17 protein-coding genes are annotated in these 13,795 nt (G+C 67.1%); 2 read left to right on the top strand and 15 right to left on the bottom strand.

Going from position 1 to position 13,795, the window contains the following annotated elements:
• From atpG to AB3X43_RS01060, 10 genes are all read right to left on the bottom strand, one after another.
• Window positions 1-641, bottom strand: a 641-nt coding sequence (gene atpG, locus AB3X43_RS01105; protein WP_369428049.1) for an ATP synthase F1 subunit gamma, incomplete at its 3' end; no start/stop codon positions are given.
• Between the two features lie 15 nt (window positions 642-656).
• Window positions 657-2,195: a F0F1 ATP synthase subunit alpha gene (gene atpA, locus AB3X43_RS01100; RefSeq protein ID WP_369428048.1), complete on the bottom strand. Its 1,539-nt coding sequence runs from the start codon at window positions 2,193-2,195 to the stop codon at window positions 657-659.
• A 97-nt stretch (window positions 2,196-2,292) separates the two neighbouring features.
• Window positions 2,293-2,826 (bottom strand): F0F1 ATP synthase subunit delta, encoded by a 534-nt coding sequence (locus AB3X43_RS01095; protein WP_369428047.1) that lies wholly within the window; start codon window positions 2,824-2,826, stop codon window positions 2,293-2,295.
• A gap of 2 nt (window positions 2,827-2,828) precedes the next feature.
• Window positions 2,829-3,299 (bottom strand): F0F1 ATP synthase subunit B, encoded by a 471-nt coding sequence (locus tag AB3X43_RS01090; RefSeq protein WP_369428046.1) that lies wholly within the window; start codon window positions 3,297-3,299, stop codon window positions 2,829-2,831.
• A gap of 50 nt (window positions 3,300-3,349) precedes the next feature.
• A complete protein-coding gene (gene atpE, locus AB3X43_RS01085; protein ID WP_012348532.1) occupies window positions 3,350-3,598 on the bottom strand; it encodes a F0F1 ATP synthase subunit C in 249 nt (82 codons plus the stop codon).
• 124 nt (window positions 3,599-3,722) lie between these two features.
• Complete coding sequence (gene atpB, locus AB3X43_RS01080) at window positions 3,723-4,619, bottom strand: F0F1 ATP synthase subunit A (RefSeq protein WP_369428045.1); 897 nt, start codon at window positions 4,617-4,619, stop codon at window positions 3,723-3,725.
• A gap of 27 nt (window positions 4,620-4,646) precedes the next feature.
• A complete protein-coding gene (locus tag AB3X43_RS01075; protein WP_369428044.1) occupies window positions 4,647-5,141 on the bottom strand; it encodes an ATP synthase subunit I in 495 nt (164 codons plus the stop codon).
• A 259-nt stretch (window positions 5,142-5,400) separates the two neighbouring features.
• On the bottom strand, window positions 5,401-6,300 hold the full coding sequence (locus tag AB3X43_RS01070) for an SMP-30/gluconolactonase/LRE family protein (protein WP_369428043.1): 900 nt from the start codon (window positions 6,298-6,300) through the stop codon (window positions 5,401-5,403).
• 88 nt (window positions 6,301-6,388) lie between these two features.
• The gene (locus tag AB3X43_RS01065; protein ID WP_369428042.1) at window positions 6,389-6,898 is read right to left on the bottom strand and encodes a GNAT family N-acetyltransferase; all 510 of its coding nucleotides are present in this window, start codon (window positions 6,896-6,898) and stop codon (window positions 6,389-6,391) included.
• A 9-nt stretch (window positions 6,899-6,907) separates the two neighbouring features.
• Window positions 6,908-7,609: a cytochrome b/b6 domain-containing protein gene (locus tag AB3X43_RS01060; protein WP_369428041.1), complete on the bottom strand. Its 702-nt coding sequence runs from the start codon at window positions 7,607-7,609 to the stop codon at window positions 6,908-6,910.
• Window positions 7,610-7,699: 90 nt separating this feature from the next.
• On the opposite strand from AB3X43_RS01060, the gene AB3X43_RS01055 reads away from it, so the two are divergent.
• Complete coding sequence (locus AB3X43_RS01055) at window positions 7,700-8,152, top strand: c-type cytochrome (protein ID WP_369428040.1); 453 nt, start codon at window positions 7,700-7,702, stop codon at window positions 8,150-8,152.
• Window positions 8,153-8,174: 22 nt separating this feature from the next.
• Here the strand turns inward: AB3X43_RS01055 and AB3X43_RS01050 are convergent, their stop codons facing one another.
• The 4 genes from AB3X43_RS01050 to AB3X43_RS01035 are packed head-to-tail and all read right to left on the bottom strand — an operon-like array spanning window position 8,175 to window position 11,753.
• On the bottom strand, window positions 8,175-9,032 hold the full coding sequence (locus tag AB3X43_RS01050) for a PhzF family phenazine biosynthesis protein (protein ID WP_473965040.1): 858 nt from the start codon (window positions 9,030-9,032) through the stop codon (window positions 8,175-8,177).
• 5 nt (window positions 9,033-9,037) lie between these two features.
• Window positions 9,038-10,258, bottom strand: a complete 1,221-nt coding sequence (locus tag AB3X43_RS01045) for an aminotransferase-like domain-containing protein (protein ID WP_369428038.1) — start codon at window positions 10,256-10,258, stop codon at window positions 9,038-9,040.
• Window positions 10,255-11,160 carry a DMT family transporter gene (locus tag AB3X43_RS01040; RefSeq protein WP_369428037.1) on the bottom strand — a complete coding sequence of 302 codons (906 nt, stop codon included), beginning with the start codon at window positions 11,158-11,160 and terminating at the stop codon, window positions 10,255-10,257. The genes AB3X43_RS01045 and AB3X43_RS01040 overlap by 4 nt, the downstream gene beginning before the upstream one ends.
• The gene (locus AB3X43_RS01035; RefSeq protein ID WP_369428050.1) at window positions 11,157-11,753 is read right to left on the bottom strand and encodes a LysE family translocator; all 597 of its coding nucleotides are present in this window, start codon (window positions 11,751-11,753) and stop codon (window positions 11,157-11,159) included. Before AB3X43_RS01035 ends, AB3X43_RS01040 begins: the two co-directional genes overlap by 4 nt.
• A gap of 116 nt (window positions 11,754-11,869) precedes the next feature.
• On the opposite strand from AB3X43_RS01035, the gene AB3X43_RS01030 reads away from it, so the two are divergent.
• A complete protein-coding gene (locus AB3X43_RS01030) occupies window positions 11,870-13,297 on the top strand; it encodes an aminotransferase-like domain-containing protein (RefSeq protein ID WP_369428036.1) in 1,428 nt (475 codons plus the stop codon).
• Window positions 13,298-13,306: 9 nt separating this feature from the next.
• On the opposite strand, the gene AB3X43_RS01025 is transcribed toward AB3X43_RS01030, so the two are convergent.
• A partial coding sequence (locus AB3X43_RS01025) for a sigma factor-like helix-turn-helix DNA-binding protein (protein WP_369428035.1) occupies window positions 13,307-13,795 on the bottom strand: 489 nt, incomplete at its 5' end.

Raw genomic sequence — 13,795 nt, 5'->3', positions numbered from 1 at the left:
TCGTACAGATAGTCCCAGCCATGGGCCTGCTGCTCGCTCGCCGACTGATCGAGCCGGTCTGCCGCCAGCGGCAGCAGTTGCTCGATCTGCGGTTCCTGCTTCATCGTGTTGAGGAAGCGGGTGTAGCAGAGGTAGACCGCGTCCAGCTTGCCTTCGGCGTACTGGTCGAGCAGCACCTTGACGGGTCCGATCAGCTTGTCGAGGTGCGGGGTGTCACCCAGATGGGTGACGTGCGAGACCACCTTGACGCCGACACGGTTCAGGAAGGTGAAGCCCTTGTTGCCGATCGCGACGGCCTGCACCTTGGTGCCGGCCCCCTCGAATTCGCGCAACCGGGTCGTCACCGCCCGCAGCACGTTGGTGTTCATCCCGCCGCACAGACCCTTGTCGGTCGTGACGACGATGACACCCACCGAACCCGTGCCGCTGTTCTTGACCACGAACGGATGGTGGTACTCCGGGGTCGCCCGCGACAGGTTGGCCGTGATGTTGCGGATCTTGTCAGCGTACGGACGAGCCGCGCGCATGCGTTCTTGCGCCTTGCGCATCTTGGACGCGGCCACCATTTCCATGGCCTTCGTGATCTTCCTGGTGTTCTCCACCGATTTGATCTTGCCGCGTATTTCCTTGCCTGCCGCCATGACGATGCTCCCGGCTTAGGCGAAGGACTTCTTGAACGCAGCGATCGCGCCTTGCAGCTCGGCTTCCGCGTCCTTGTCCATGGCCTTGTTGTCTTCGAGCTTCTTCAGCAGCGCACCGTGGCTGGTCTTCAGGTACTGGTGCATGCCGCTTTCGAACGCCAGAATCTTCTTGACTTCGACGCTGTCCATGAAGCCCTTGTTGACCGCGTAGAGCGTGGCCGCCATCAGGCTGATGGGCTGGGGCGAATACTGGGCCTGCTTGAGCAGTTCGGTGACGCGGGCACCGCGGTCGAGCTGCTTGCGGGTCGATTCGTCCAGATCGGAAGCGAACTGCGCGAACGCCGCCAGTTCACGGTACTGCGCCAGGTCGGTACGGATACCGCCGGACAGGCCCTTGATCAGCTTGGTCTGCGCTGCACCGCCCACCCGCGACACCGAGATACCGGCGTTGATGGCGGGGCGGATACCGGCGTTGAACAGGTTGGTTTCCAGGAAGATCTGACCGTCGGTGATCGAGATCACGTTGGTCGGAACGAACGCGGACACGTCGCCAGCCTGCGTTTCGATGACCGGCAGAGCCGTCAGCGAACCGGTCTTGCCCTTCACGGCACCCTTGGTGAACGCTTCGACGTAGTCGGCATTCACGCGGGCTGCACGCTCCAGCAGACGGCTGTGGAGATAGAACACGTCGCCGGGGAATGCTTCGCGGCCCGGAGGACGGCGCAGCAGCAGCGACACCTGGCGGTAGGCCACGGCCTGCTTGGACAGATCGTCATACACGATCAGGGCGTCTTCGCCACGGTCGCGGAAGTACTCGCCCATCGTGCAGCCGGTGTAGGCCGACACGTACTGCATGGCAGCGGATTCAGAGGCCGAGGCAGCCACGACGATGGTGTAGTCCATCGCGCCAGCGGCTTCCAGCGAGCGCACCACGTTCTTGATCGACGAAGCCTTCTGGCCGATCGCGACGTAGATGCAGGCCATGTTCTGGCCCTTCTGGTTGATGATCGCGTCGATGGCCACGGCGGTCTTGCCGGTCTGGCGGTCACCGATGATCAGCTCGCGCTGACCGCGGCCGACCGGCACCATCGAGTCGATCGACTTCAGACCGGTCTGCACCGGCTGGTCGACCGACTTCCGGGCGATCACGCCCGGAGCGACCTTTTCGATGACGTCCGTCAGCTTGGCGTTGATCGGGCCCTTGCCGTCGATCGGCTGACCGAGGGCGTTGACCACGCGGCCAAGCAGTTCCGGGCCGACGGGCACTTCCAGGATGCGGCCGGTGCACTTGACCGTGTCGCCCTCGGAGATGCCTTCGTACTCGCCCAGGATCACGGCGCCGACGGAGTCGCGCTCCAGATTCAGCGCCAGACCGAAGACGTTGCCGGGAAACTCGAGCATTTCGCCTTGCATGGCATCGCTCAGACCGTGGACTCGGACAATACCGTCCGTCACCGAAACCACGGTACCCTGGTTGCGAATGTCTGCGGCGACGCCAAGGCCCTCGATACGGCTCTTGATCAGTTCGGAAATTTCTGCGGGATTCAGTTGCATTGCTTGCTCCCAGTCTGGTCAAGCGGCCTCTTTGCAGAGGGCAGACGTGACGCAGGGATGAATTCGATGCGTGTCGTCACGCGCCTGTACATAAGCCTCAAGCGCTCAGCGCCACCTTCATGCGTTCCAGTCGGGCCTTGACGGAAGTGTCGAGCACCTCGTCGCCCACCACCACGCGGATGCCACCGATCAGCTCCGGCTCCAGCTTGACGCTGGCCGAGAGCTTGCGCCCGAAGCGTGTCTCCAGGCTCGACACGACGTCCGCCAGCTGGGCTGGCTCGATCGGGTACGGGCTGTAGATCACGGCATCGGCGACGCCAGAAGAGGCGTTGACCAGTGCGTGGAACTGCTCGGCAATCGCTGGCAGTGCCACGAGACGTCCGTTGGCGACCAGCGCACGCAGGAAATTCTGCATGCCGGGCTCCAGCGGAAGCTGCGCAGCGGTGGTGACCAGATCGACCACCTGATCATCCGACGCCTTGGGGCTGTCGGCGAACTGGCGCACTTGCTGGTTCTGAGCCACCTGGGACAGTGCCTCGATCTGCCGGCCCCAAGCTTCCACGTCACCCTTGCGGGCCACCTGGAACAGCGCTTCGGCGTAGGGGCGTGCGATGGTAGTGAGTTCGGCCATGGTTACAGCTCCGTCTTCAGGCGGGTCAGCAGGTCGGCGTGGACGCCGGCGTTGACTTCGCGCTTGAGGATCTGCTCTGCACCCTTGACAGCCAGGACGGCGACCTGTTCGCGCAGGACTTCACGGGCCTGGATGGCCTGCTGGTCTGCTTCAGCCTTGGCGGCGGCGACGATCTTGGCGCCCTCCTCCTCGGCACGACGCTTGGCTTCGTCGACGATGGCCTGTGCACGCTTTTCGGCGTCGGACAGCAGCTTGGCGGTCTCGTTGCGCGATTGAGCCAGCTGTTCCTCGACGCGCTTGTTAGCGCCTGCCAGTTCCAGCTTGGCCTTGTCGGCCGCAGCCAGACCGCTCGCGACCAGCTTGGCCCGATCGTCCAGCGCTTTCGTGATCGGTGGCCACACGAATTTCATCGTGAACCACCACAGGATCACGAAGACCACGATCTGCGCCAACAGTGTTGCGTTCAGATTCACGGCTTCGACCTTTCTCGTTTAGGGGGATGACGTACGACGAGAAAGACCGATTACTTCAGAACGAACGGGTTCGCGAAGGCGAACAGCATCGCGATACCAACACCGATCAGGAAGGCGGCGTCGATCAGACCAGCCAGCAGGAACATCTTGGTCTGCAGTTCGTTCATCAGTTCCGGCTGGCGGGCCGAAGCTTCGAGGTACTTGCCACCCATCAGGGCGATACCGATACAGGCGCCGATAGCACCCAGGCCGATGATGATGCCGCAAGCCAGAGCGACGAGACCGAGGACGTTTTCCATGATTGCTCCTAAGAGAGGTTGTTGACGAACGGAAAGGGAAAAGGAAAGGAACGTGAACCGAGGACGGACACCGGTCACACCGACCTTCAGGGCCGGCGAGACTGTGCCAGATTTCTCGACTGGATCAGTGCTTGTCGTGTGCCTGACCAACGTAGACCAGGGTCAGCATCATGAAGATGAAGGCCTGCAACGTGATGATCAGGATGTGGAAGATCGCCCAGGCAGTGCCTGCGATGATCTGACCGAACCACAGTGCGATGCCACCGAACGAGCCGAAGCCCACGGCACCCATCAACGCGATCAGCATGAACACCAACTCGCCAGCAAACATGTTGCCGAACAGTCGCATGCCGTGCGAGATGGTCTTGGCTGCAAATTCGATGATCTGCAGCGTGAAGTTGATGGGGGCCAGCAGCAGTGCGGCCGGACCATGCGCATGGAACGGAGCAGAGAACAACTCGCCGACCCAGCCGCCCAGACCCTTGATCTTGATGCTGTAGTACAGACAGGCCAGCAGCACGGTGACCGACATGCCCAGCGTCACCGACAGGTCGGCGGTGGGCACGATGCGCAGGTAGGCGTGGTGCGGGTCATGGCCCATGGCAGCGTAGATCTTGGCCCACAGGGTCGGCAGCAGATCCAGCGGCAGCAGGTCCATGGCGTTCAGCAGGAAGATCCAGACGAAGGACGTCAGCGCGAGCGGCGCCACGACCTTGCGCGATTCTTCGTTGTGCACGATGCCCTTGGCCTGCGTGTCCACCATCTCGACCAGGAACTCGATGGCTGCCTGCATGCGACCCGGCACGCCGGAGGTCACACGGCGCGCCACGCTCCACAACAGGAAGCAACCCAGCACACCCAGGAGGATCGAGAAGAACAGCGAGTCCAGCTTCAGGACCGGATCACTCAGCGAGAAATCGGCGATCCCAGTCTGGGCACGACTGGTCAGGTGGGTCAGGTGGTGGGAGATGTACTCCCCCGCGGTCGGTGCATGCTCTGCAACGTGTTCTTCGGCAGCCATCGTCTTCTCTCGAACGTGTGTCTTGTCTTAAGACCGAGTGGTTGTCACCCGACCCTGCCAGAGCAGAGCCAGCCAATTCATTTTCATGCACACGACCAGCGTGACCAGCATCGCTGGCCAGTTCAGGTCCGGCACGACTTTGGCCGCGGCAGCCAGCATGACCACCGAGACACCAATTTTCAGGAACTCCCAGAACATGAAATTGAATGCCGCAACATTCGCCTTCACTTCCGACAGCCGGTTCACCCGGGCCATGCCACGCGCCAGCAAGGCCGTCGGCACCACCACGGTGGCCGCGCCATACAGCGCAGACCAGACCGCCGCCCCCGTCCCGATGAAACCACCGCACGCGGCGGTCATCACCAGTCCAGCCACTGCTTGCGCAGCCACCACCCGCCACGGAGACACCAGCGGAAGTCGCGCTCGAAGGGCTTGCGCCTCCTCTCGCGTCAGGCTCTTGAATTCTGTTTCGTCAGCCTCAGATGCACACTCATCCGGATCGGTGCACAAGCCGTCATGCATGGGTGTGCGCTGATTCACGTTTGTTGACAAGCAGTTGCGGCAAAACCATCGAATTATACGTGGAAACCCCCACTGCTTTGTGGATCGCCGATCAAACGATGCATCGGCGCGTCAGCGCACCCAAAACGTGCGTCCAAAGCAACACTCGACAGGACGTGCAGGCCGTCACACCGCACCGGGCTTCATGACTTTCCAGCGGAGATTGTGCGCAAGTTCATTGACACAGCGCTTGCGCCAGCGGCGCACCGGCAAAGGGCATTCACCCCCCGGACAGGTGCACTGGCAGACCAGGTACCTCCACGCGGAAGGCCAACACACACCCGGCCAGCGGCTGCGACGCCAGCTCTTCCGGCGGGCGCTTCTCGCGCGCCGTGGTGACATAGAGCGTCTTCAGATCCGCACCGCCGAAACACGGCATCGTCGGGCACCGCACCGGCAGCTGCACCTCGCGCAGGACCTCACCTTGCGGCGACAGGCGCAGCAGCCGCTGCCCCTCGAACATCGCCACCCAGTAGCAGCCCTCGGCATCGACAGCCGCACCGTCCGGCCGGCCCCCGTAGGTCGCCAGCGACTGCCCGGCCTCACGCAGCGCGAAGGTCTTGAAGACACGCCGCCCTGACAGCCCACCATCCGCAGGATCGAAGTCGAAGGCGAACACCGTGTGTGTCTTGGTATCGGACCAGTACATCGTCTGGCCATCCAGGCTCCAGGCGAGTCCGTTGGACACCGTGATGCCGTCCGCACGGCGAACGAGCACGCCCTGGTCCCAACAATACAGCGCCGCCAGCGGCGGATCGCGCGGCTCGTAGATGGTGCCGACCCAGAACCGTCCCTGCGGGTCGCACTTTCCATCGTTGAACCGCTCCGTCGCCGGGTCATAGGGCGGCCTGGCGAGCAGCTGGCGGGTACCGGACCCAGGATCGAAGCGCCACAGCCCGTCCCGCATCGCCAGCAGCAACCCGCCACCCACAATGGGCGCACAACTGGCCGGCTCGACGGGAAACGCCCACTGCCGGGTCTCGCCCGAAACCGGATCCAGCCGGTGCAAGCGGCGTCCGGGAATGTCGCACCAGTAGAGCACCTGCTCTTGCGGATGCCACATCGGCGATTCGCCCAGCAGGCAGGGTTCACTGACAGCGCGGATCAGGTCGGCATCCATGGCGGCTCACTTGGTGGGAAACGTCGAAATCGGGCCGCGATGCTAACGCCGTACCAGTCTGTAACCTGACCGGTCCGCGCGCTCACGTTCAATAGCGGCTGTGCGTACCGTCGAGGTCGACGCGGAGGTAATGCGCACCGGGCAGCGGATTGAAATAGAAGGGCGGCACCTCCATGAACCCCAGCGATGCGTACAACTCGCGCGCGGCCTCCATGTCATCCAGCGTGTCCAGCAACATCGACGAATAGCGGGCCCGGCGCGCGTCGTCGATGAGCGCCTGCGCCACGTGCCGCCCCAGCCCGAAGCGGCGGAATGCCTGGCGCACATAGAGTCGCTTCATCTCGCAGGCATTCGGATAGTCCACGTCGGTGATGCGGCGGTAGGCGCCACAACCGGCCACCACGCCATCCACCAGCGCCAGCAGCAAGCAGCCACTGGGCTCGGCATAGTCCCCCGGCAGATCGCGCAATTCCTGGTCGAACCCCTGGAACGACAGATCGACCGCCAGGCTGGCGGCGTATTCGCTGAAGATGGCGCGCGTGGCCTCGGTCAGCGCCGGGGTGTCCGGCACGATCAGGCGGATCTCGGGGGCGTGCATGGGCGCAGTCTAGCCGCCCTGCGCCTGCACCCACCACGCCAGCGCAACACCCAGTGACAACGCGACCAGCGCCAGCCCCCAGCGGCTGGCGTGGTCTGCCGACGCCGGCACGTCCAGTGGCAGGGGCTTGTCCCCCACCAGCATCGGCCGGACCAGATCACGCCGGTGCACCAGCCGGTAGACAGCGATGGCCGCCACGTGCAGCGCCACCAGCCCCAGCAGCAGCCACTGCCCCCAGGACTTGTGCCACGACGTCGCCGCCAGCGAGGTGGCCGATTCGACGAAGCGGATCAGCGGCCCGGTGCTGGCGATCTCGTCATCGGCCACCAGCCCCGTCGCCACCTGGACCGCCAGCAGCCCCAGCAGCGAGAACACCGCCAATGCGCCGAGGGGGCTGTGGCCGACATCCACCCGTTCGTCGGGCCTGGACTGCCCGCGCAGGTAGCGCAGCAAGGTGGCCGGCGTATAGAGGAAACTCGCGAACCGCGACCAGCGTCCGCCAATCACACCCCAGATCAGGCGAAACACCAGCAGAGCCAGTACGGCCAGCCCGAACCTGACATGCCATGCCATCGCGTTGCCACCCATCTTGGCACTGACCACCGCACCGGCGACACACAGCGCCAGCACCCAGTGGAACAGCCGGGTCGGCCAGTCCCAGATCCGCACGGCCCGCAGCCCCCCAGTGGCTTCGCTCCTGGTCGATCCCATCGTTTCACCTCGCATGAAAACCGGTCATGCCCACGAGGCTACACTGGTCCGGCGACCATGTGGTCGCATCCTCTATCCGGAGTTCTGCCGATGAAACGTCTCTGCATCGCCCTGTGCACCGCCGCCGGCCTGTTCGCAGCCCTGCCCGCCAGCGCCCAGTTCCAGAAGCCCGAGGACGCGATCAAGTACCGCAAGGCCGCCCTCACCCTGGTAGGAGCCCACTTCGGCCGTCTCGGCGCGATGGCCAGCGGCAAGGCACCGTTTGACGCCAAGGCCGCGGCCGAAAATGCCGAGGTGCTGAACAACGTGGCCCACCTGCCGTGGGCCGGCTTCGTGGCCGGCACGGACAAGGGCGAAACCCGCGCCAAGCCCGAGATCTGGAGCGAGGCCGACAAGTTCAAGGCCAGCGCCACCAAGATGCAGGACGAGATCGTCAAGCTCAACGCAGCCGCCAAGACCGGCGATCTGGCACAACTGAAAACCGCCTTCGGCGCCACGGCACAGACCTGCAAGGCATGCCACGACAACTACCGCAAGGAATGACGCCCCGCGGAGCGCCCACGGCTCACAGCCGCAGCGTTCCGGCGATGCAGCGCGTCACGTCGCCGGCGATCCACACGCCGGCCCACGCGCCCGCGGCGATGTGCTCGACATGCACCCGGCCATCGCGCCCCAGGGCGTGGCCCTGCCCGGCGACATAACGCGCTGGCAGCTGGCCGGATCCGATCAGCCACTGCGCGAGTCCGGCGTTCAGGCTGCCGGTGACCGGATCCTCGGGTACGCCGAGATCCGGCACGAAGGCCCGCACCTCCACATCGACCTCGCCGCCCGCCGGCCATGCGCCGACCACGCCGACGTTGAGCCCGCGCATCGCCAGGAAGTCTGGCGCCAGCGCACGCACCGCCGCGGCACCGTGCAGCCGCACGCCGAGCCAGCCGGGGCCGTTGTCGATCCACTCGACCTGCAGCACGTCCGGCGCATCCAGTCGCAGCGCGCGCAGCACTTGTGCCACCACGTCGGCGTCGGCCGGGCCGCTGCGCCGCAGGGGCGGCGCGGCAAATGCCAGCCGGCTCGGTGCGCCCTCGATCTGCCGCACCCGCACCAGCCCGACCCCGCATTCCTGCACCACGACACCCGTCTGGCGTGGCACCCCACCCGCATCGAGCCACGCCTGGCAACTGCCCAGCGTCGGATGCCCCGCGAACGGCAGCTCGCCGCCCGGCGTGAAGATGCGCACCCGGTAGTCGGCCGCCGGATCGGCCGGCGGCAGCAGGAAGGTGGTCTCGGACAGGTTGGTCCAGCGCGCATACGCGGCCATCTGCGCGTCGCTCAGGCCCTCGGCATCGACGACGACCGCCAGCGGGTTGCCCTTCAGTGGCTCCGCGGTGAAGACATCGAGCACGACGGTGCGGCGCGCACGCAGGACCGTCATGGCGTCGGCTCCGGCTGGTCTTCGGTCAGGTGGCGCTTCAGCACCGTGCCCAGGATGGCCACGGCGGTGTGGATCTGGTCCGGCGTCAGCGTCACGAACGACAGGCGCACCGTGCGCGGATCGGGTGCGTGGGCATAGAACGCCGCGCCCGGCACGAAGGCCACCCCTTCGTCCACCGCCTTCGGCAGCAGCGCCACGGCGTCGCAGCCCTCGGGCAGCCGCACCCAGCAGAACATGCCGCCGCTCGGCGCCGTCCACTCGCTGCCTGCGGGCAGGTGCCGGGTCAGCGCCTCGCGCATCGCGTCGCGCTGGGCGCGGTAGCGGTCGCGGATGGTGGGGACGTGCTGGTCGAGGAAGCCGTCGCGGATGACCTCGTACACCACGCGCTGGTTGAAGCCCGGCGTGTGCAGATCGGCCGCCTGCTTGGCCTGCAGCAGCTTGGGGAACAGCTCGCGCGGCGCCACCACATAGCCCAGGCGCAGCCCCGGCGCCAGCACCTTCGAGAACGAGCCGAGATAGATCACGCCCTCGGGCCAGCGTGCCGCCAGTGGCTTCGGCGGCGGCGTGTCGTACCAGAGGTCGCCGTAGGGGTTGTCCTCGACCAGCGGCACGCGGGCCTGCTTCGCCGCGGCGATCAGCGCCTCGCGCCGCGCCTCGGGCATGACACGGCCGCTCGGGTTCTGGAAGTTGGGCAGGACATACATGAACCGCGTGCCCGGCGCATCGTGCGGGAGGGCGGCCACCGCCTCGGGCAGCGGGCCGTCCGCGTCACTGGGGATGCTGGCGAAGATCGGCTCCATCGGCGCGAAGGCCTGCAGCGCGCCCAGGTAGGTCGGCGCCTCCACCGCGACCGGCGCGCCAGCATCGACCAGCACCTTGGCCACAAGGTCCAGCCCCTGCTGCGAGCCGGTGGTGATGAGCACCTGGTCGGCGTCCACGGTCATGCCCTGGCCGCGCAGGTGGTTCGCCACCCACTCGCGCAGGGGCATGAAACCTTCGCTGGCCGCGTACTGGAGCGCCTCGCGCGGCGTCTCGCGCAGCACCTTGTCGCAGGCCGCGCGCATCGCCTCGACCGGAAAGGTGTCCGGCGACGGCAGGCCGCCGGCCATCGACAGGATGCCCGGCCGGTCGGTGACCTTGAGGATCTCGCGCAGGATGGACGGGTTCATCCGCGCCGCGCGGCGGGCGGGGTTCCAGAGGGGGAGTTCGAAAGTCATGCGCGTGGTTCCTTGTGGACCGACATTCTCTTACCGATGAACACCACCGCGACCACCGCGACGGCAAAGACCAGTGTCGTGGCCTGCAACGGCTCGCCGAGCACCGGCACCGCCAGCAGCAGCGCAAGGAAAGGTTGCACCATCTGCACCTGGCTGACCCGCACCATGCCGCCCAGCGCCAGCCCGCGGAACCAGGCGAAGAAGCCCAGCCACATCGAGAACACCGTGACATAGGCGAAGCCGCCCCAGGCCGCCGCCGCAATCGCAGCCGGCTCGACAGGCCGGGACCACCACGCCACCGGCAGCGTGAGCGGCAGGCTGATGACCAGCACCCACGAGATCACGTGCTCGGCCCGCCAGCGCGCCGACAGCTGCGCCCCGGCGACATAGCCGATCGCTGCACTCAGCATCGCGCCCAGCAGCAGGCCATCCGCGGCGACGAGGCGGCCACCGCCCTGCACCGCCGCAAACCCCAGCACCAGCGCGCAGCCCAGCACCGCACAGACCCAGAACCCGTGCGACGGCCGCTGGCGCAGGTGCCACGCCGCCACCGTTGCCGTGAACAGCGGCAGCACGCCGGTGATGACCGCCGCGTGCATCGACGGCACCTGGCGCAGCGCCAGCGCGATGAACAGCGGGAAGCCAACCACCGTGCCCAGCGCAGCCACCGCCAGCGGCACCGCATCACGCCGTGTCGGCCACGCTGCGCCGGTCAGCCAGAGGTAGACCACGCTCAGCAGCGCCGCGCCTGCCGCACGGCCAGCGGTGACGAACAGCGGTGGCAGCTGCGGCGCATCGCCGGGGCCGACCGCCAGCCGCGTCATCGGCAGCGTCAGCGCAAAGATCACCACACCCAGCAACCCCAGCAGCAGGCCCCGGTTCTCGACCGACAGGTTCTTCATGCCTGCCCCATCCAGGCGGCGGTCAGCACCAGCACCGCCGCCATGCCCCGGTTGAACCACGCCAGCCGCGTCCCTTGCGCCAGCCAGTCCCGCAGCAGCGCACCCACCAGCGCATAGGTGAAGTTGCTGGTGAATGCAAACGCCACCATCGTCGGCGCCACCCACAGCAACCGCGCGCCCACCGGTCCCGGCAGCACCCAGCCCGCCGCCACCGACAGCGCGAACATCCAGCCCTTGATGTTGACGAACTGCAGTGCCACGCCCTGCCAGAAGCCGACCTGCAGCCGGCGCGTGTCGACCTGCCCGAGCTGCGCCGTGCGGGTCAGCTTCCACGCCAGCCACAGCAGGTAGCCGAGGCCGACCACCTTGATGCCCAACCGCAGCACCGGCTGCGCCGCGATCGCCGCGCCCAGCCCGACGCTGCACAGCAGCAGCATCAGCGCCCAGCCCACCGGCACCGCCAGACAGAAGCGCAACGTACGGCGCAGTCCAAGGTTGGCGGCCAGTGCGGTGGACAGCGTCGTGTTGGGGCCGGGGGTGAACGACATGGCCGTGCCGAGCGCGAGCAGGGCGAGGTAGTCAGAGGCAGTGATCGCAAGCATGGGCGCCAGTCTATGGCGCTTGAGCAGCACAGCACCAGTACACTTCAATCCGATACTGTCCACTACTGTACTGGTGGCGACAGTGACACATTGCCCACCGCCACGCCATGCACACGCCCCAGCTCAGCCGCCGCAGCGACCAGACCCTGGCCGAACAGCTCGCGGCCCACTTCGCCCAGCAGATCCGCCACCGCCTGCTCGCGCCCGGCGCCCGGCTGCCCTCGGTGCGCGAGTGCGCGCAGCGACATGCAGTCAGCCCGCACACCGTCGTCGCGGCCTATGACCAGTTGCTGGCGCAGGGGCTGGTCGAGGCGCGCCGGCAGCGCGGCTTCTTCGTGCGCGAACTGCGGCGCGACCTGCCGACCCTCCGGGCGGAAGACCCGCCCGCGCCGCGCACGGTGCCCTTCGACGCCGGTGCGCTCATCCGCGGCATGCTCGGCCGCAACAGCCAGCGCCCCGGCCCGGGCCTGGGCACGTTGCCGCCAAGCTGGCTGGATCTACCGATGCTGCACGCCGCGCTGCGCAAGGTGCTCACCGAAGACCGCGGGCTCGGTGACGCTGCCGCGTCCCTCCAGTATGGCGAGCCGGCGGGTGATCCGCGCCTGCGCGCCGCGCTGTCCGACCGGATCGCCGACTTCGGCGTGCGCGCCGCACCGTCGCAGATCCTCACCGCCGTCGGTGCGACGCAGGCGCTGGATCTGGTCTCGCGCACGCTGCTGACCGCGGGTGACGCGGTGCTGGTGGACGAGCCGGGTTGGTCGGTCGAATACGCGCGGCTGACGCACCTCGGCATGCGCCTGCTGCCGGTGCCGCGCGGTCCGGACGGCCCCGACCTGGCGGTGATGGACGCACTGGCGCGGGAACACCGTCCACGGCTGTACGTGACGGTATCGGTGCTGCACAACCCGACGGGCGGGATGCTCAGCCTGTCCACCGCGCACCGCCTGCTGCAGCTCGCGCAGGACCATGACCTGCAGATCCTGGAGGACGACACCTACGCCCACCTCGCCCCGGCCCACGCGCCGCGCCTGTCCGCGCTCGACGGCTTGCGCCGCACGTTCTACGTCAGCGGGTTCTCGAAGATCCTGGCGCCGGGCTGGCGGGTGGGTTATGTCGCGGCGCCCGAGGCACAGGTCGAGCGGCTGATCGACGTGAAGCTGCTGTCGAGCCTGACGACGCCGGCGCTGCTGGAGCAGGCGGTGGCAGTCTGTCTGGAGCAAGGGCAGTTGCGCCGCCACGCCGAACGCGTCTGCACACGGCTGGACGCAGCGCGCACACGCAGTGTGCAGCTCGCGCTGGGCGCCGGTTGCACCTTCGTCTGTCCGCCACAGGGGCTGTTCGGCTGGGTCGAGACCGGTGTGGACACCGAACAGCTCGCCCAGCGCCTGCTCGACGACGACTGGCTGATGGCGCCCGGCAGTCTGTTCCATGCCCGCCGCCAGCCGAGCACGCGGATGCGGATCAACTTCGCGACTTCGCAGGATGCAGGGTTCTGGCGGGCATTCGCTGCAGCGCGGGACGCGCTGCAGACGTGAGGCGTGCGGTCAGGTGGTCTCGACGAGCGCCTTCTTCATTTTCTTCATCGCGGCGACTTCGATCTGGCGGATGCGCTCGGCGCTGACGCCGTATTCGGCCGCGAGGTCGTGCAGCGTCAGGCCGCCGGAGCCGTCGTCGTTGACCTTGAGCCAGCGCTCCTCGACGATGCGGCGGCTGCGGGCGTCCAGCGCATCGAGCGCGCGCACCAGCCCGGGGCCGGCGAGTTCGTCGCGGTGGCGGGCTTCGATGGCACGCGTCGGCTCATGGCGGTCGTCGGCCAGGTAGGCGATCGGCGCGTAGGCGTTGTCATCCTCGTCGTCACCGCTCGGGTCGAGCGCCACGTCGCCACCGGCGAAGCGGGTTTCCATCTCGATGACCTCTTCGCGCTTGACGTTGAGCTGCGCGGCGACCTTGTCGATCTCGGCCTCGGACAGGCCGGCGCGGTGCGTGTCACCCTCGGCGGCTTCGCCCTTGAACTGGCGCTTCATCGAGCGCAG

Origin of the sequence: Sphaerotilus sp. (genome assembly GCF_041083715.1) — a bacterium.
Lineage (GTDB): Bacteria > Pseudomonadota > Gammaproteobacteria > Burkholderiales > Burkholderiaceae_C > Sphaerotilus.
This window is presented reverse-complemented; position numbering and strand designations above follow the sequence as displayed.